The organism is Nioella sediminis (assembly GCF_001879695.1).
Lineage (GTDB): Bacteria > Pseudomonadota > Alphaproteobacteria > Rhodobacterales > Rhodobacteraceae > Nioella > Nioella sediminis.
Genome location: NZ_MNBL01000070.1, coordinates 14,789 through 32,734 on the forward strand (window position 1 = coordinate 14,789; position 17,946 = coordinate 32,734).

The window sequence follows — 17,946 nt, forward strand, 5'->3', positions numbered from 1 at the left end:
GAAGCCATGAAGATCGGATATGTCATGTCGCCGGGGCGCGGCGATGTGGACCGGGTGCTTGGCCGCTTCGTCGAAACGCTGATGGCACGCGGTGTGGACGTGGCGGGCGTGGTCCAGACCAACACCGATTGCGGGCCCGCAAAGGCCTGCGACATGGATGTGGAGGTGCTGCCCTCTGGCCCCGTGCTGCGGATTTCGCAGGATCTGGGGCCGGGGTCGCGCGGCTGCCGCCTGAACCCCGACGCGCTGGAACAGGCCGTGGGGCTGGTGGGGCAGCGGCTTAACGGGGATACACGGCTGCTGGTCGTCAACAAGTTCGGCAAGCAGGAGGCGGAGGGCCGTGGGTTCCGAGAGGTGATCGGCACGGCGCTGGCGCAGGATATTCCGGTCGTGGTGGGGCTGAACGGACTGAACCGCGACGCCTTCGAAGCGTTTTGCGGCGGCATGGCCGAGGCGTTGACCCCCGATGTTCAGGCGTTGTTGGACTGGTTCGACGGGGAGTGAAGGCTGCAGAAAGACCCATTGCAGTGTAGAGCCGCCGACTGAGGCGGAGAGGGCGCTGCGTCCGACGGCTAGGTATGTCGGCTTTGCGAGACTTAGTCGCCTTTGGCTGCATGGCAGCATTCAGGCACTCAATGAGCCCCTGCTTCGCGGAGTTTAGGTGCCATTTTCACATCTCGTCAAAAACCGCACAGCAAGCTACGCTTGGAGTATGGAAACAAAACCTTCTTTATCATCGCCAAGTTCTAAGCGTCTTGAGTTCTCGCGTTTCACAGATCAAGATGCTCCAGCATTTGCTTATGTCCTGTCTGATCCGGAAGTGACGCGGAGCATTATGGCAAAAGCTACGACGCCAGAGCAGTGTCTGGAATGCGCCCGCCAGCGGATCGCATGGCACAATTCCACGTGGGATACCTTGGGGTATGGTGTATGGGCGCTCCGCGAAAGGCTTTCGGAAGGTGCGCCGGCAGGGCCGATCATCGGGTGGTGCGGACTGATCGCGACGTCGCACGGCCCTACACCAGAGATCCTTTACGGATTTTCGCGGGCCTTCTGGGGCAGCGGTCTGGCAACGGAAGCGGCATCGGCAATAATCGAATGGGCTTTTGATGAAAATATCTGTGACGGGATCGACGCCGTGATCTTCGGACCTCTCAACCCCGGCTCTTCTGCGGTTGCCCTAAAACTCGGAATGACGCGCAGCGGCACTATGCGCTTCGACGAGTTCCTGCCCGATCAGCAATTGGGACGAGACGTGCTGGACTACGAGATCTGGAGGCTGCAGGACGGTGCCTGCCTTGATTTCAGGTCACTTCTGTTTCAGGCACCGTTCAAATCCGGTCTGCTTGTTAGCGCTGGCGTCGCGGATGAGACCGATACGCTTGCGGCTTTGCTCGCCGCTGCGAAGCAGCACCCCGACCGAGCTGGTATCGCCGAGGCAGAAATCAACGCGATGGTCAGCGCCTCATTTGCGCGCGGTTTGAAAGAGTGCGACCTTGACGTCTACCATGTTTCCCGCACGAACTGGGCAGAGGGCCGGGTTAACCGAATTTGAACCGATGAGTCGATGATCAACTAGTCTGCTTCGGGCTCAAAGCCGACATCCGCCTGGCGTGCGACGCCTCAAATAGCGCCCGCCTGTGATCTGGAGCATTCCGGGCATGGGCGGCCCATAGCCGCCCTTCAGAACGCCTTAAAGGTCAGCGTGGTCAGCGTCCGCTCGATCCCCGGCACGTCGCAGAGGCGCTCGTTGATGTAGCGGCCTATGTCTTCGCCCTCGGGGATGATCAGCTTGACCAGCAGGTCATATTCGCCCGAGGTGGAGAAGAGCTCGGCATGGATCTCCTTCAGGACGATATTGAAGGCCACGTCATAGGTGGTGCCGGGTTTGCAACGGATCTGGACGAAAACGGTCTGCATTGGGGGAATCCTGCGAATGGGTCTGGCCCCAAGTTGACCCGTCTTTGGCGTCGGGATCAACCCGGACTATCCCGAAGCGGGGCAACGGGGTAGGGTCTGGCCATGACCACGACGCTTCCCTATCGGTTCCTGCTGCTGCCCGGGTTCGACCTGGCCGCTTTGGGTGCGGCCTCGACCGTGCTAACCGAGGCGGGTGCGCATTTCCAGACCACGGCGCTGTCGGGCGCGTCGGTGCCGGGGGATAGCGGGGTGCATGTCGCCCATGGCGGGCCGGTGCCACCGATGGAACCGGGCGATGCGCTGGTGGTGTTCAGCGGGCTGGTCCTGTCGGACCTGGACCGGGAGGGCGCTTTGGCCGCTCTGCGCCGGGCGCGGCGGCAGGGCGGGCGGATCTGGGCCGTTGGGGGCGGGGTCTGGCTCTTGGCTCAGCTTGACTTGCCGCAGGGGTTGGAGCTGTCGGTTAACCCCGATACGGCTGCCGCAATGGATGGGATGCGCCGCAAACCGGCGCTGACCGATGCGCCCTTTGTCTGGACGCCGGAGATCGCTACCGCGCGGGCCGCCCATGTGGCGGCACTGATGCGCTATGATCTGGCGATTGACCGCGCCAGCGATGCCGATGCCGCGCCTTTGTCGCCCGCTGACAGGAATGCCGAGGCTGCGCGGTCGCAGTTGCTGCCGCTCGATGAACGCTACGCCACCCGGCACAAGGCGGTCGTCGCGGGGCTGCAGATCATGCGTGCGAACCTTTTCCGGCCTGTTTCTGTCGCGGCGCTGGCCCTGTCGCTTGGCCTGTCACAACGGCAGTTGGAACGGCTCTTTGAAAAGGAACTGGGGGACACGCCGGGACCGATCTATCGGGAAATGCGGCTGGAGGCGGCACGGATCGAGGTGCGGCAGGGTCGCCGCCCGATGCAGGAGATCGCCCATGATTTCGGCTTCACCTCGGGCAGTTTTTCCAAGACCTATCTGCGTCAGTTCGGGGTGACGCCCTCGACCGACCGGCGCGCGGCGATCGGCGGGACGGTTTGACCGCTTGACCCTGTTGACCCGCCGGTCATGCTGGCCTCAAACACGGAGGACAGGATGAGCGAGACAACGCGCGGCGGGCCACTGGCTGGCCTGAAAGTGGTGGAAATGGTGGGGCTTGGTCCCGGACCTTTCGCGGGGATGCTGCTGGCCGATATGGGGGCCGAGGTTGTGGGCATCGACCGGCCCGGCGGTGTCTCGATCAACCTGCCGCACGACATCTGCCGCCGGGGCAAACGGTTTATCGAACTGGACGTGAAATCCCGCGCGGGCCGTGCCGCCGTGCTGGACGAGATCCTGACTGCCGATGTGCTGATCGAAGGCAACCGCCCCGGCGTGATGGAACGTTTGGGGCTGGGGCCGGAGGATTGCTGGCAGGCCAACCCGCGCCTTGTTTATGGTCGCATGACCGGGTGGGGGCAGGAGGGGCCGCTTGCGCAGGCGGCCGGGCATGATCTGAACTACATCGCCTTGGCGGGCGCCCTGCACCCGATGGGTGAGCCAGGCGCGCCGCCACCCGTTCCCATGAACCTTGTAGGCGACTACGGCGGGGGCGCGATGTTCCTGGCCTTTGGCGTGATGGCAGCCGTTTACGAGGCGCAGCGGTCAGGCAAGGGGCAGGTGGTCGATGCGGCCATGGTCGATGGGGCCTCTCTGATGATGAGCATGTTCCATTCCCTGCGCGCCTCGGGCTGGTGGGCGGAGGAGCGGGGGGCAAACTTCCTCGATGGCGGGGCGCATTTCTACGGCTGTTATGCCTGTTCGGACGGGTTGTTCGTCTCGGTGGGCGCGATTGAAAAGCCCTTCATGAAGGTGCTGGTCGAGAAGATGGGGCTGCCCGCTGACTGGCTCGATAGGCATATGGACCGGGCCAGCTGGCCCGCGCTAAAGGCGGAACTGGCGGTGCTCTTTGCCACGCGTCCGCAAGCGGAGTGGTGCGACCTGCTGGAAGGATCAGACGCCTGTTTCGCCCCGGTCCTGCCGTTCTGGGAGGCGCCGGATCATCCACATGCCTTGGCGCGAAATGCATTCATTCGGCGCGAAAATGTGGTAGAACCAGCCCCCGCGCCGCGCTTTTCGCGGACGAAACCCGATTTGGCGAAATAGATATGAAGGAGATTTGATGACCAGAATTCTTTGCGAAACGTTTGATACTTATGCGATTTTGACACTTAACAGACCTGCGCGCCGTAATGTTCTGGGCACGCAGACTGCCTTGGACCTCCAGACCCATCTGGCCGCTTTGGCCGAAGACAACACCATCCGTTCGGTCATTCTGACTGGGGCCGGAAAAGGCTTTTGTGCGGGCAGCGACCTGCGGGAACTTGCAGCGCTCGACCGGGACGGGCGAGTGGCACATGAGGCGGCGACGGCCGCTGCGGTAAGGGCGATTTCGGCCCATCCCGTTCCGGTCATCGCGGCGGTGGAGGGCCACGCCCTTGGCGGCGGCTTCGTTCTGGCCACGGCCTGCGATCTGGTGGTGACCGGGCGTTCGGCCAGATGGGCGATGCCGGAAGTGCCCAAGGGGTTCTTCCCGCCCTGGGGCATGGCACCCTTGTTGGCGCGGGTTGGTCCGGCGCGGGCAAAGCTGATCGTGTTGGGCATCGAAGAGTTCAACGGCGAAGATGCGGTGAAGGCCGGGGTGGCTGATCAGCTGACCTGGGATGAAAAGGCGCTGGAGTCTGCCAAGGGAGCGGCCATGCGCATTGCCATGCTGCCAGACAGCGCCGCGCGCAAGGTGAAGCGCTTTTTCGGTCCCGATATGGCCGCGCAGGCCGAGGCGATGGATGCGGAGGCGAGCGCGCTTTTTGCCGAGGATTGCGATGGCCCCGCCGCGCAGGACACGTTCCGCAGGTTCCGCTGACCTGCAACCGGGGAGTCATGTCGTCCCGCGCGGGCCTGTCTCATGCCTTTAAGCCAGACATGGGGCCTGTGGCGAACCGGGTCACGGACCGCGGCCAGCCTGGATCGCTCGCGTTCGCGCTGGCCATCCCCCGCGCAGCTTCGCTCAGTTCACCACCCGTTGCGCGACGGCATGCCCCTCGGACAGGGCCGCCGAGGGGTAGAGGATGACGATCTCATCCTCTGACAGGCCGGACAGAACCTCTGCCTCGATGCCATTATTGTGGCCGATTTCGACCGGGCGGGTGGTGGCTGTGCCGTTTTCCACCACGAAGACGGCCCATCCACCAGCCGCCCGGAACAGCGCGGCCGAGGGCACGATCAGCGCGCTATCGTCTTCCCAGACGACAATGCGCAATTCAACGCGAAAGCCATGCCCCAACCCTTCCCGGTCCTCGCCCGGACCGGTGAAATCTATCAGCACATTCACGCGCTGTTCCTGCACCCCGAGCGCCGAATAATGCGTGGTGCCGAACGGGTCGATCCGGGTCACGACACCGGGCAGGGGAACCGGCTGGCCCCAGTTTTCGATGATCACCCGGTCGCCAGGGCTGACCTGAACCGCATCGGTGGAGAGCAGCGCCACGGTCACCGCCAGATCGCCCTCGATATTGCCGATTTCCATGATCGGCGTACCCGCGCCAAGGGTGGTTTCGCTTTGCTGGATCACTTGCAGAATGGTGCCATCGGCGGGCGCCATCAGTGGAATCGCGTGGTCGTCATTGGCGATTGCGCCCCACAGCCCCTGATCGTCAAAGCTGATCAGGCGGGCCTGCGCGATGTCGAGATCGGCCTCGCGCATGGCAATCGCGGCCTCGGCGGTGTCGACGGTGGCATCGGCGGCGCGGGCAGCGCGCTGTGCGCGTTCCAGCGCGGCGGCGCTGACGGTGCCGCTTTCGGCCAGCGTTTCCGTGCGCTCCAGATCGGCCTGCGCCAGATCCTGTTCGGCGAGCGCCGCGTTGCGGTCGGCCTGCGCCACGCGAAGCGCGGCCTCGGCGGCAGCGACGGCGGCGCGGGCCTGTTCGCGCGAGGAAATGTCCAAAGCGGCGGGGTTCAGCGGTTCCATCACCGCGACCTGTGTTTCGGCGCGCGTTACGGGATCGCCCGGCTCCACCTCGACCCGCAGCAGCCGTCCGGCCACGGGGGTCGAGACGACATAGGCGTCGCGCACCTGCGTGCGGCCCTCCTCGTCGATGGTCTGCATCATCGCCCCGCGCGTGACGGTGCCGAAATCCACCAACGTCGGTTGCGGCCAGAAGGCAGCGGTCAGGGCGGCAGCGACAATGACAATCGCGCCAAGGGTGAGGGGCAATCTGGAACGTCTGCGGGCCATCTGGAATTACTCCCTCGTTTTCAGGGCCAGGACAAGATCGGCCTTGTCGATCTGGCGTTTGACCATCCAGCCGGAGAAGGCGGCCGAGGCCAGCACGGCAACGGCTGCCGTGCCGATGGAACTGGGGTCGGGATAGGCGGAGACCTGGTAGATGTCGTTGGAAAAGGCCTCGCTGACCGCCCAGGCCAGACCGAAGCCGAAACCGGATCCGATGGGGATCGCCAGCAGGGTGACGACGACCAGTTCACCAAGCAGAACGAAGCTGACCTCGGCGCGGGTGAAGCCCACCACCCGCAGGCTGGCAAGATCGCGGGCGCGTTCGGCATAGGCGATGCGCGCGGCGTTGTAGACCACGCCGAAGGTGATCACGCCCGCAATGAAGGCCATGACGTAGCGCACTGCGCCCGCGCCGGTATCCATGATCCGCTGAAACGCGTCGCGGCTGTCGGATTTCAGGCTGACCCCGGCGATGGTGGGTATGTCGTTCAGCCGCTCATAGAGACCGTCGGCCTGATTGGCGTCGATCCTGAGATACGCGCCGCTGATCCGCCCCGGCTCACCGATCGCGCGGTTCATGGCGGTCAGTTCCATATAGGCAGGCGCGCCCATACGGGTTTCGGCGATGCCGACAACGGGCAGGTCCAGGACGTCCTGCCGCCCCTGCCGCATTTCGACGGTCAGCCGGTCGCCCGGTTCGATATGCAGGATCCGGGCCAGAGCCGCGCCCAGGATCACGCCGTCCTCGCGCATGGCAATCTCTCGGTCCTCGTTGTCGAGCGCCCGGAACAGGCGCGCATCCGGCACCAGACCCGACAGCGCGCCCTGATAGCTGTGCAGCCCGTTGCGGAAAACCACCGGGACATGGCGGATCGGTTCCACCTCGATTACGCCTTGCATCCGTTGCAGGGCGAAGATGGCGTCTTCGCTGACCGCATGGGTGAAGCTGACATTGAGGTCGGAGCGGTCGGCCACCAAAAACGTGTGCTCGATGGTGCCGTCGAAACTGGCCATGAGCGAGATCATCGCCACCGACAGCCCCATGCCGCAGGCGATGCCCACGGTGCTGCCGGCCATGCGGATCGGCTGACGGGTGATCCGGCGCAGCACCATGCGCGAGGGTTGGTCGAGAAACCGGTTGAAGGCCGCGCCGATGCGCCCGGTGCGCGAATAATCGGGCGGGGCAGGGGGGCGCATGGCGGCGGCGGGCGTCAGGCGGAAGACGCGCGCCAGCACCATCAGCCCGCCAAGCGAAGCCACCAGCATCGACAGGCCCACGCCCCAGATGATCGCAGCCGGGTCGACGCGGAAGACCAGGAAGGGGAACTTGTAGAACTCCAGATAGACCTGCACCTGCAAGCGGCCTGCGAGGATGCCCAGTAGCGCCCCGATCACGGCCCCGCCACCGGCAATGACCAGCACCATGCGCAGGTAATGCAGCGCGACCTCCCGGTCAGTATAGCCGAAGGCTTTCATCAGCCCGATTTCCTCGCGCTCGGACTGGATGATGCGGCTCATGACGATATAGAGCAGGAAGGCCGCGACCCCGAGGAAGATGGGCGGGACCGATTTCGATGTGGCGCGCAGGCCCGCTATTTCCTCGGTCACGAAGCGGTCGGACCCGTGATCCTCCAGCCCGTAGGCCCCGAGCCCGCCGTAGGGGTCGAGGATACGGTCGACGGCGGCCAGAACCTCGGCCTCCCGTGCGCTGCGGCCAAGAGTCAGAAGTGCCTCGTTGAACGCGCCTGCCATGTCATAGGCGGCAGAAAGGGAGGATCGGCTCATCCAGATCACGCCGAAACGGGCATCGTCTGGAATGATCTCGCCCGGCGCGGCGACATAGAGAAATTCGGGGCCCTGAGCGAGGCCCACGATGCGGAAATGCCGCCGCGCGCCGTTCATGGTGGCGGACAGGGTGTCGCCAGGATGCAGGTCATGGGCGCGGGCAAAGCTTTCCAGCAGCAGAATCTCATCCTCCTGCCGCGTGTCCAGATGACGGCCATCGACCAGCAGGTAGCCGTTGACCGGAGGCTCGCCCCGGTCGGGAACGGATATCGCCTGCGCCTGCACCGGCAGGGTGCGGTTTTCCACGTCGATGAGCGCGCTGCCCGTCACCCGGCCATAGGCGGCGGTGACGCCGGGGATTTCCGCCAGACGCTCGATCAGATGGTTGGGCGCGCGGGCGGCAGGGGCAAACACCTGCGCCATGCGGTAGCGGTCATAGTAGGCGTCGCGGGTTTCCTGAAGCGATGTGACCAAACCGGTCTGCATGACCAGCAGCAGCACACCCACGGCAATCACGGCGGCAATCGCGGCGGCCTGTCCCTTCATGTGCCACAGGTCGCGCCAGAGCTTATGGGTCAGCGGGCCTACCAATGGATGTCCTTCGGGTCGAGCTTGGTGTCATTGACCGTCACGTCACGGATCGCGCCATCGGCGAAACTGATGATCCGGTCGGCCATCGCCCCGGTTGCTGCCGCATGGGTGACGATCAGCACCGTGGTGCCCAGTTCCTCATTCACATCGCGCAGCACCCGCAGCACCTCTCGCCCGGTGGTGGAATCGAGCGCGCCCGTCGGTTCATCACAAAGCAGCACCGTGGGGCGTTTGGAGATCGCGCGGGCAATCGCCACCCGCTGCTGTTCTCCGCCCGAAAGCTGCGCGGGGAAATGGGTGATGCGGTCGGTCAGTCCGACCAGCGACAGCGCCTCGGACGGGGCCATCGGATCGCGGGCAATCTCGGTCACCAGTTCCACGTTTTCCTCGGCGGTCAGCGAGGGCATCAGGTTGTAGAACTGAAAGACGAAGCCCACATGGTTGCGCCGGTACTGGGTCAGTTGCCGGTCGCTCATCGCTGTCAGATCCTCCTGCCCGAAAAACGCCTGCCCCTCGCTGGCGCTGTCCAACCCGCCGAGAATATTGAGCAGCGTCGACTTCCCGGACCCGGACGGCCCGAGCAGCACCACGAACTCCCCCGCCGGAATGGTCAGGTCCACACCGCGCAGCGCGTGAACGGCGGCCTCTCCCTCGCCATAGGTCTTGGTGAGATTCCGCGTCTCGAATGCCGCGTGTCCCGCCGCTATTGTGCGTCTTGAGATAGCCATGCTGCACCGTTATCTGAGAAGGCGTCCCTTCCGCTTTGACTATGATCAAGCCGGGACGCCAATGCCACCCTGTCCTCCGGGCTTGACGCCGCGTTCCGGGGGCGCAGGATTGGCGCGGTCAATAATGGAAGGCCCGATGTGATGAGCGAAGACTGGATTTCCCGCTTTCAGGGGCTGTCGCGGCTGCCCGAGCGCATCCGGGGCATTCTGGATGCCCGCTCCACCGTTATCAGGATGCCCAAGGGCACGGTGATCTTCGGCCCCGGAAATTCGCCCGAGAACCTGCTGTTCCTTCTGGATGGCACCGTACGCGTGCAGCAACTTGCGGAAAACGGTCGGGAGATCGTGCTTTACCGAGTACAGGCGGGCGAAAGCTGCGTCATGACCACCGCCTGCCTGCTGGCCTATGAGGATTACAGCGCCGAGGGCGTGGCCGAGACCGATATCAAGGCCGCCGCGATCCCGCGCGCCGTGTTCGACGATCTGATTTCCCAGTCGAAAGAATTTCGCACCTTCGTCTTTTCCGCCTATTCCAAGCGCATCACCGACCTGTTTCACGTCATCGAGGACATCGCCTTTCAGCGCATGGATATCCGGCTGGCCCAAAAGCTGCTGGACCTGAAACAGGGCGACACGGTCAAGGCCACGCACCAGCAGCTGGCGGCGGAACTTGGCACCGCCCGCGAGGTGATCTCTCGCCAGTTGTCCGAATTCCAGCGCCGCGACTGGATCAAGCAGACCCGAGGCAACGTGGAATTGCTGGACGAGGCGAGCATTGCGAAACTGGCGCAGTCCGAGACCTCCTGATCATTGTCGGATGCAGGGGGACCCGTAAGCAATGCGCGATGCCCGGCTGCCAGCGGCAGGGGAGCGACCAGCCACCACATGCGCGGTATCTTGAAGCGCGGGGCGTCCTGTGAGACTCTCCTGTTTTTGACCCCAAACGCATTTCAATAGCGCAACAGGCCCAGATAAGATGAGGTCCCTTTGACCCAGAGTTCCGAGTTGAATGCCGCGCCCTGCACGATTTTACCGCAGGATATTCTTACCTTCGTGACGGCCCTGAATGAAACGACGACCTCCGAAGAGGTCTGGCGGCTGTTCGTCGATCTGGCAAAGCAGAAGGGGATTACCCTCGTCGATTACGTGATCGCGACCGATTACCAGAACTGGCAGAAGGTTCAGTTCATCCGCACGACGATGGATTCCAGCTGGATCGACTTTGCCAATGCCGACACGCGGGTGCGGCGTAAATCGACCTTTCGACTGCACTCGATCAACCGTCTGGAACCAGTGCTGACCGGATACGAGTATCACGACCTCATGCACAACATGGATGAGGAGCGGGCCTTTCTGCTCAAGCAGACAGCCGAAAAATATGGCGGGCGCAGCGGCATTGCGATTCCCATGCGGATGACCGATCCGGGGCAGGCCGCGCATATGATGCTGGCCGCCGATCTGCCGCGGGCAGAATTCGAAGAGCTGATGGCGCAGCACGGATGGGTGCTGCATGCCTGTGCGCTCTATGCCCATATCCGGCATATGGAGCTGTTCAAGACCGAGTTCATGGAACGCAACAAGCTGACCGAAAAACAGCGCGAGATCGTCGAGTCCGTGGGGGCGGGCATGACCGACAAGGAGATTTCGGCCCGGCTCGGCGTGTCCATTTCAACGGTTCGCCAGAGGATCAGCGCCCTGCAGAACAAGACCGGCTGCCGCAACCGTGCCGACCTTGCAGCGCTGGCGATGCGGATCGGCCTCGTGCCCGATCCGATGACCCGTGCCCATCACAATGAGCTGACCGTGTTCCTGAGCACCGGGGACAATCAGCAGGGCACGGAATATGCAAGAAATGACACATAATATCTGACACGTAAGAAAAGCCACGTTTGGTCTGCTTTCTGCCTGCGGTAGCACATTGCCAGCGCATGGGGGCAGGTGTCCGCGCTGACGGTTCTGGTTATCGAGTGCCTGCCCTTTCATTTCATTAATCACGACTGCCGCGCGCATGCGGAGGGTCGTTTTTCAAGGGCAACGAGCACTCCATGGCAACTTTTGACGTACCGACCAATACCATCGTCACGATTTACGACGCGACCGGGAACCTGGTCGGCGAAGGCCCGATCAGCAGTATCGGGGCTTTCACGGTCACTGACGGAAATCCCCCGACGGACAGTACCTTCACCACCAGCGAGTCCCTGACTTACCAGAGCGGGGCCACCACTCTGCCCGCCAGCTTTGACGGGAACCTGCCGTTTTCTGGCCAGACCTACCCGGTGTTCAGCACGGCGAATTTCACCTATGTCATCGGGGCCACGGTCAGCGGCACCTACCCGGATACCTCGAGCTTCTTTCTGACGACAAGCCCGTTCACGGTCTGTTTCGCAGAAGGCACATTGATCTCGACCCCCTTGGGGGAGCGGGCGGTGGAAAGCTTGGGCATCGGCGACCATGTGCGCTGTGCCGACGGGCGCGAGGTTGCCATCAAATGGATCGGACGTCAGACGGTGTCCACCCGCTTCGGCCCCGCCGAACGGCTGATGCCGGTGTGCTTCGCCGCCGGGTCTTTGGGCGACGGGCTGCCACACACCGACCTGACGGTGACGGCCGATCATGGAATGCTGGTCGGGAGCGCCATCTGCCACGCAGGCGCTTTGGTCAACGGGACCACGATCACGCAGGTGCCTCTGGCCGAGATGGGCGAGAGCTACACGGTCTACCACATCGAGACCGAGGCGCATGAGATCATCCTCGCCAATGGCGCCCCGTCCGAGACGTTCATCGACAACGTCTCCCGCCGCGCCTTCGACAACTTCCCCGAGTTCGAGGCGCTTTACGGCGATGTGCCGGAGATGGAGGAACTGCCCTATGCCCGCGCGATGAGTGCAAGGCAGGTGCCGGTTGAAATCCAAAGCGCGCTTGGGCTGCGTTCTCGCCACCTTGGTTGACATCCGCTGATCACCGCCGCGCCTGCGCAGGCCAGCGCTTTCCCCGAATACAGGAGTAAACCCCCGTGCCCGATATTACCTACCAATCCGGCGGCTGGCTGGCCATTCTGGCCAGTGATGTCACCGTGACCGGCCCGAACATCGTCAACAATCTGGGCGATCCCGGAACGCAGCTGACCTGGAGCAATTCCTCCCCTCAGGGCGGCACCTTGCCGGTGACGGATACGGATGGGGATGGGCAACTGATTGCCGGTGTGGACCCGTCCGCCACAGGCTTCACTTTCTCCGGCTATACGGTCAGCGCCAATGGTCTGGAGTTCCCGATTTTCACCAATGCCAGCAACTCGTTCTTCTATATTGCCGTGGATGACGTTTCGGCCTTCAACAATGCCGTGGGGGCAAGCGGGACGTCGAATGCTTATCAGAGCCCCGAAAACAGTCCCAACCTTTACCTGTGCTTCGCGGAAGGGACGGCCATTGCGACCCCGAACGGGGAGGTCGCGGTAGAGACCCTGGCGATCGGCGACAACGTGCTGACCGCAGAGGGCCGCAGCGTCGCCGTCAAATGGATCGGGCGGCAAACTGTCATGACCCGCTTCGGTCCGGCCGAGCGGCTGATGCCAGTGCAATTTGCGGCGGGGTCTTTGGGCGATGGGTTGCCCCATAGCGATCTGACCGTGACCGCCGACCACGGGATGCTTGTGGATGGCGTGATCTGCCACGCCGGGGCTCTCGTGAATGGCACCACAATCACGCGCGTGCCTCTGGCGCAGATGGGCGAGAGCTACACCGTCTATCACATAGAGACCGAGGCGCATGAGATCATCCTCGCAAACGGTGCCCCTGCGGAAACGTTTATCGACAACGTGACCCGCCGCGCCTTCGACAATTTCGCAGAATTCGAGGCGCTCTACGGCGACGTGCCTGAGATGGAAGAACTGCCTTACCCCCGCGCGATGAGCGCCCGGCAGGTGCCGCAGCGGATCGTGGCCCGTCTTGGTCACCGTCTTGCCGGGTGACGCGCTGTCCGGCCAACTGGCGGAGCGCCGCGCATGTGCGGTTGCACCGCCAGGGGCCGGGCGACCTGCGGGATCTGATGCCAACCATGCTTGCTAGAGGAGCAACCTGACATGACGGACTTCACCTACATCTCATCCGCCGCCTATGACTTCTCCGGCAACCTGCTGAACGTCAACAATTCCGGCGGCACGCTCCAGGATCTCGACAATGACGATGAGTTCGTCGTGAGCGACCTTATGCCGGGGGGCGTTTCGTCCTATGAGGGTACGGTGGTGATGGGCGGCGTCACCATGCCCGTTGTCTTCGTGTTCTTTTTCAACGCCAACCAGTATCTCGTCTACAACCCCGGTCCCGCGGCCGTGACCTACGACGCTGTCCTGCCATCACTCACGCTTCAGCCCTACGCTTTCTGTTTTGCGGCTGATACCCTCATCAGGACAGAAACGGGCGAGGTCGCGGTCGCGGCGCTGACGATCGGGGACCGCCTGGTCAAGGCGGACGGGGGCTCTGCCCGGGTCAAGTGGATCGGACGTCAGACGATCTTTCCGCTGTTCAAGCCGGGCCCGGCCTCGCAACTGGTGCGGATCCGCGCCGGTGCGCTCGGCCCGGACCAACCCCACAGGGATCTGACCGTCACCGCCGATCACGGCATGCTGGTCGATGGCGTCATCTGCCACGCGGGGGCGCTGATCAACGGCACCACGATCACCCCCGTGCCCCGGTCGGAGCTTTCGCAGGGTGTTACCGTCTACCATATCGAGACGGACACGCACGAGATCATCCTCGCCAACGGGGCCCAGGCCGAGACCTTCATCGACAATGCCTCGCGTCGAGGTTTCGACAACTACGCGGAGTTCGAGGCGCTTTATGGCGACGTGCCGGAGATGGAAGAGCTGCCTTACCCCCGTGCCATGTCCGCGCGCCAAGTGCCGGAGCGGATCAGGGCCAGACTAAGCCCCGCCTGCGCGGCCTGATCCCACCCTTTCTTTCTCTTTTCCAAGCGGCTGCCCTGCTTTGGTGACTTCGTCACTGAAGCAGGGCAGTCTGCGTTGTAGACAGACGACAAGCTTCACACGTGAAGTTCACAGAAAACAGCCACAAGGGCCTGCAAAAAAAGGGGTGGATGCGCGATTCGTCCCCGCAGGTTCGAAGGAGACAGGACGACATGGAAACCGAATTCACACCTTTGGCCAGCACAATCGGCGGGATTCTCATCGGCACCGCCTCGGTGCTGCTGATGCTGACCCTTGGCCGCATCATGGGCGCGACCGGCATTCTGGCCGGGTTTTTCAGCCCCGCGTCCCGCGAAGACTTCTACTGGCGCGCCGCCATCCTTGCCGGGATGGTCACCGGTCCGCTGGTCTACTTTGCGCTGATGGGGCAGATGCCTGCCGTCGAGGTGCCGATCTCGACCCCCATGCTGCTGATCGGCGGGTTCATCGTCGGCATCGGGGTGACCTACGGGTCGGGCTGCACCTCGGGCCACGGGGTCTGCGGAATGGCGCGGCTGTCGCCCCGGTCGATCTCGGCCGTGGCCACCTTCATGCTGTTCACCGGCCTCACCGTCTTTGTCATTCGCCACGTGATCGGAGCCTGAACCAATGCGGATTATCGTAGCTTATCTCATCGGGATCGTGTTTGGCCTGGGCATTTCCATCTCGGGCATGGCGAACCCTGCCAAGGTGCTGAATTTCTTCGACGTCGCGGGAACCTGGGACCCGAGCCTGATCTTCGTGATGGGCGGCGCCGTCGTCGTCACCTTCCTGGGCTACCGCTTCGTCCTGAAACGGCCCATGCCGATCTTTGACCGTCAGTTCCTGCTGCCCGGCTCCAATGTCATCGACCTCAAACTGCTTGGCGGGTCTGCCGTCTTCGGCATCGGCTGGGGCATTGCCGGGTTCTGCCCCGGTGGCGCGCTGCCCGCGCTTGGCACCGGCCGGATCGAAGTCGTTCTCTTCACCATTGCCCTTGTCGCGGGGATCTTCGCGGCGCGGGCGCTCATGCACTTCCGCCGTCCGACGGCGCCCACGCAGGCCTGATTCCTGCCGAAACCTGAATAAACCGAACACCTGGAGGATACCCAAATGTCGACCTATCCCGTTGATATGTCTGTCAAACCCGAAGTCGAGGCGTTTTTCGACCCCGCCACCAACACGATCAGCTACATCGTGAAGGACCCTAGCTCGAACTCCTGCGCGATTGTCGATTCCGTCATGGATATCGACTATGCCGCCGGTCGGATCACCTATGAACATGCCGATGAGCTGATCGCCTATGTTCAGAAGAACGACCTCAAGCTGGAATGGATTATCGAGACACATGTCCATGCCGATCACCTGTCCGCCGCGCCCTATATCCAGCAGAAGCTGGGGGGCAAGATCGGCGTGGGCGACAAGATCATGGTCGTACAGGACACGTTCGGCAAGGTCTTCAACGAAGGCACCGAGTTCCAGCGCGATGGCAGCCAGTTCGACAAGCTGTTTGTCGAGGGCGATACCTACACCATTGGCAATATGCAGGCCTTTGCGATGTATACCCCCGGCCATACCCCGGCCTGCATGGTCCATGTGATGGGCGATGCGGCCTTCGTGGGCGACACGCTGTTCATGCCCGATGGCGGCTCGGCCCGTGCCGACTTCCCCGGCGGTGACGCGGGCACGCTTTATGACTCGATCCAGAAGGTGCTGACGCTGCCCGACGACATGCGTCTGTTCATGTGCCACGACTACGGCCCCAATGGCCGTGACATCGCCTGGGAAACCACCGTGGGCGAGGAAAAGGCACACAACATCCATGTCGGCGGCGGCAAGACGAAGGAAGAATTCGTCAAGTTTCGCACCGAGCGCGACGCGCAGCTTGACATGCCCAAGCTGATCATCCCCTCCTTGCAGGTGAACATGCGCGCAGGCGCGGTGCCGACCGACAAGGACGGCAACCCGATGCTCAAGGTGCCGGTCAACGCTCTGTAATCGGTGCGGCCAGGAAGGACAGACCCATGGAAATCAAAACCATCAATGCCTCGATCTCGGTCAGCCCGCAGGTCTCGGCGGAAGACATGCGCCGCATCGCGGATCAGGGCTTCCGGTCGGTGATCTGCAACCGGCCGGACGGTGAAGGCGCCGACCAGCCTAACCATGACGAGATCGAGGCGGCGGCCAAGGCCGCGGGTCTCGACTTCCGCTACCTGCCGGTGGTCTCGGGCCGGGTAACCGATGAGGATGCCGAGGCGTTTGGCCAGGCGATGGAGGAGCTGCCACGCCCCGTCTTCGCCTATTGCCGCACCGGTACGCGCTGCGCGACGCTCTGGTCGCTCAGCCACGCCGATACGCTGCCGGTGGCCGACATCCTCGCCTCGACCAAGGCGGCGGGCTATGACATGGCGGGCGTCGTGCGGCGCATCGTCAATGGCGGCAAGACGCCGACGGATCGGGCCGATGCCAGTTTCGACGTTGTGATCGTGGGGGGCGGGGCTGCCGGTATCTCGACCGCGTCGTCGCTGAAGGCCCGCAAGCCGGGGCTGGAGATCGCCATTATCGACCCCGCCGATATCCACTATTACCAGCCCGGCTGGACCATGGTGGGGGGCGGCATCTTCGACGCTGCCGACACCGCCAAGACCATGGGCAGCCTGATCCCCAAGGGGGTCCACTGGATCAAATCCGCGGTTGCCGCGTTCGAGCCCAAGGACAACGCGGTCATCCTCGATGGCTGTCGCGTGGTGGGCTACAAGCGGCTTGTCGTCTGTCCGGGCATCAAGCTCGACTGGCACAAGGTCGAGGGACTGGTGGACACGCTCGGCAAGAACGGCGTGACCTCGAACTATCGCTATGACCTCGCGCCTTACACGTGGGAGCTGGTGCAGGGCCTGAAGGAAGGCCGGGCGCTCTTCACGCAGCCGCCGATGCCGATCAAATGCGCAGGCGCCCCGCAAAAGGCGCTGTACCTGTCTGGTGACCACTGGTTCCGCAATGGAACGCTCAAGGATATCGACATCCAGTTCATGAACGCGGGCGGCGTGCTGTTTGGCGTCAAGGACTACGTCCCGGCGCTGGAAAAATACATCGAGAAATACAATGCCGACCTGAACTTCTTCCACAACCTTGTGGCGGTGGATGGCGAGGCGAAAAAGGCAACCTTCAACGTTGCCAAGCCCGACACCGACCCGACCGAGGTGACGGTGGAGTTTGACATGATGCATGTCTGCCCGCCACAGACCGCGCCCGATTTCATCCGCGTCTCGCCGCTGGCCGATGCCGCCGGGTGGGTCGATGTCGATCAGGCCACCCTGCGTCACAAGACCTATGAGAATATCTGGTCGCTCGGTGACGTGATGAACGCCCCCAATGCCAAGACGGCGGCGGCGGCGCGCATGCAGGCTCCCATCGTTGCGCAGAACCTGGCCGATGATATCGACGGGCGCTCGCCCACCTCGATGTATAATGGCTACGGCTCCTGCCCGCTGACGGTGGAACGCGGCAAGATCGTGCTGGCGGAATTCGGCTATGGCGGAACGTTGCTACCGTCCTTCCCGAAATGGCTCATTGATGGCACCAAGCCCTCCGGTCTGTCGTGGTTCCTGAAGGAAAAGCTGCTGCCGCCGGTCTACTGGAAGGCCATGCTGCGTGGCCGCGAATGGATGGTGAAGCCCGAGAAGGTCTCGGTCAACTAACCCGTTCCGAACTGTAGGATCGCG

18 protein-coding genes are annotated in these 17,946 nt (G+C 63.3%); 14 read left to right on the forward strand and 4 right to left on the reverse strand.

What is annotated here, in order from left to right:
• Nucleotides 1–6 precede the first annotated feature (6 nt).
• Both BKY26_RS09685 and BKY26_RS09690 read left to right on the forward strand, forming a co-directional pair.
• A complete protein-coding gene (locus BKY26_RS09685; protein WP_071690192.1) occupies nucleotides 7–504 on the forward strand; it encodes a DUF2478 domain-containing protein in 498 nt (165 codons plus the stop codon).
• A gap of 208 nt (nucleotides 505–712) precedes the next feature.
• Complete coding sequence (locus BKY26_RS09690) at nucleotides 713–1,555, forward strand: GNAT family N-acetyltransferase (protein WP_071690193.1); 843 nt, start codon at nucleotides 713–715, stop codon at nucleotides 1,553–1,555.
• Between the two features lie 128 nt (nucleotides 1,556–1,683).
• Here BKY26_RS09690 and BKY26_RS09695 read toward each other — a convergent pair whose 3' ends face one another.
• Entirely contained in the window at nucleotides 1,684–1,920 is a 237-nt protein-coding gene (locus tag BKY26_RS09695) for an Lrp/AsnC ligand binding domain-containing protein (protein ID WP_071690194.1), read from the reverse strand.
• A gap of 102 nt (nucleotides 1,921–2,022) precedes the next feature.
• On the opposite strand from BKY26_RS09695, the gene BKY26_RS20780 reads away from it, so the two are divergent.
• The 3 genes from BKY26_RS20780 to BKY26_RS09710 are packed head-to-tail and all read left to right on the forward strand — an operon-like array spanning nucleotide 2,023 to nucleotide 4,813.
• On the forward strand, nucleotides 2,023–2,952 hold the full coding sequence (locus BKY26_RS20780) for a helix-turn-helix domain-containing protein (RefSeq protein ID WP_071690195.1): 930 nt from the start codon (nucleotides 2,023–2,025) through the stop codon (nucleotides 2,950–2,952).
• Between the two features lie 54 nt (nucleotides 2,953–3,006).
• Nucleotides 3,007–4,056: a CaiB/BaiF CoA transferase family protein gene (locus BKY26_RS09705; RefSeq protein ID WP_071690196.1), complete on the forward strand. Its 1,050-nt coding sequence runs from the start codon at nucleotides 3,007–3,009 to the stop codon at nucleotides 4,054–4,056.
• A 16-nt stretch (nucleotides 4,057–4,072) separates the two neighbouring features.
• The gene (locus BKY26_RS09710) at nucleotides 4,073–4,813 is read left to right on the forward strand and encodes an enoyl-CoA hydratase/isomerase family protein (RefSeq protein WP_071690197.1); all 741 of its coding nucleotides are present in this window, start codon (nucleotides 4,073–4,075) and stop codon (nucleotides 4,811–4,813) included.
• Nucleotides 4,814–4,957: 144 nt separating this feature from the next.
• Here the strand turns inward: BKY26_RS09710 and BKY26_RS09715 are convergent, their stop codons facing one another.
• Genes BKY26_RS09715 through BKY26_RS09725 form a run of 3 tightly spaced genes read right to left on the reverse strand, consistent with a single transcriptional unit; the run spans nucleotide 4,958 to nucleotide 9,285 of the window.
• Nucleotides 4,958–6,163 carry an efflux RND transporter periplasmic adaptor subunit gene (locus BKY26_RS09715; protein WP_245764445.1) on the reverse strand — a complete coding sequence of 402 codons (1,206 nt, stop codon included), beginning with the start codon at nucleotides 6,161–6,163 and terminating at the stop codon, nucleotides 4,958–4,960.
• 27 nt (nucleotides 6,164–6,190) lie between these two features.
• A complete protein-coding gene (locus tag BKY26_RS09720; RefSeq protein WP_071690199.1) occupies nucleotides 6,191–8,557 on the reverse strand; it encodes an ABC transporter permease in 2,367 nt (788 codons plus the stop codon).
• Nucleotides 8,551–9,285 (reverse strand): ABC transporter ATP-binding protein, encoded by a 735-nt coding sequence (locus BKY26_RS09725; protein ID WP_071690200.1) that lies wholly within the window; start codon nucleotides 9,283–9,285, stop codon nucleotides 8,551–8,553. The genes BKY26_RS09720 and BKY26_RS09725 overlap by 7 nt, the downstream gene beginning before the upstream one ends.
• Before the next feature lie 141 nt (nucleotides 9,286–9,426).
• Between BKY26_RS09725 and BKY26_RS09730 the strand changes: the two genes are divergently transcribed.
• From BKY26_RS09730 to BKY26_RS09770, 9 genes are all read left to right on the forward strand, one after another.
• On the forward strand, nucleotides 9,427–10,092 hold the full coding sequence (locus tag BKY26_RS09730; protein WP_071690201.1) for a Crp/Fnr family transcriptional regulator: 666 nt from the start codon (nucleotides 9,427–9,429) through the stop codon (nucleotides 10,090–10,092).
• 180 nt (nucleotides 10,093–10,272) lie between these two features.
• Nucleotides 10,273–11,148: a helix-turn-helix transcriptional regulator gene (locus BKY26_RS09735; protein ID WP_083431394.1), complete on the forward strand. Its 876-nt coding sequence runs from the start codon at nucleotides 10,273–10,275 to the stop codon at nucleotides 11,146–11,148.
• A gap of 182 nt (nucleotides 11,149–11,330) precedes the next feature.
• Nucleotides 11,331–12,233, forward strand: a complete 903-nt coding sequence (locus BKY26_RS09740) for a Hint domain-containing protein (protein ID WP_071690203.1) — start codon at nucleotides 11,331–11,333, stop codon at nucleotides 12,231–12,233.
• A 65-nt stretch (nucleotides 12,234–12,298) separates the two neighbouring features.
• Entirely contained in the window at nucleotides 12,299–13,252 is a 954-nt protein-coding gene (locus tag BKY26_RS09745; protein ID WP_071690204.1) for a Hint domain-containing protein, read from the forward strand.
• 111 nt (nucleotides 13,253–13,363) lie between these two features.
• Nucleotides 13,364–14,227: a Hint domain-containing protein gene (locus tag BKY26_RS09750; protein ID WP_071690205.1), complete on the forward strand. Its 864-nt coding sequence runs from the start codon at nucleotides 13,364–13,366 to the stop codon at nucleotides 14,225–14,227.
• Between the two features lie 191 nt (nucleotides 14,228–14,418).
• The gene (locus BKY26_RS09755) at nucleotides 14,419–14,850 is read left to right on the forward strand and encodes a YeeE/YedE family protein (RefSeq protein WP_071690206.1); all 432 of its coding nucleotides are present in this window, start codon (nucleotides 14,419–14,421) and stop codon (nucleotides 14,848–14,850) included.
• Between the two features lie 4 nt (nucleotides 14,851–14,854).
• Nucleotides 14,855–15,292, forward strand: a complete 438-nt coding sequence (locus BKY26_RS09760; protein WP_071690207.1) for a DUF6691 family protein — start codon at nucleotides 14,855–14,857, stop codon at nucleotides 15,290–15,292.
• 45 nt (nucleotides 15,293–15,337) lie between these two features.
• Complete coding sequence (locus tag BKY26_RS09765; RefSeq protein WP_071690208.1) at nucleotides 15,338–16,222, forward strand: MBL fold metallo-hydrolase; 885 nt, start codon at nucleotides 15,338–15,340, stop codon at nucleotides 16,220–16,222.
• 26 nt (nucleotides 16,223–16,248) lie between these two features.
• Complete coding sequence (locus BKY26_RS09770) at nucleotides 16,249–17,922, forward strand: bifunctional protein tyrosine phosphatase family protein/NAD(P)/FAD-dependent oxidoreductase (protein WP_071690209.1); 1,674 nt, start codon at nucleotides 16,249–16,251, stop codon at nucleotides 17,920–17,922.
• The last annotated feature ends 24 nt before the right edge of the window (nucleotides 17,923–17,946 follow it).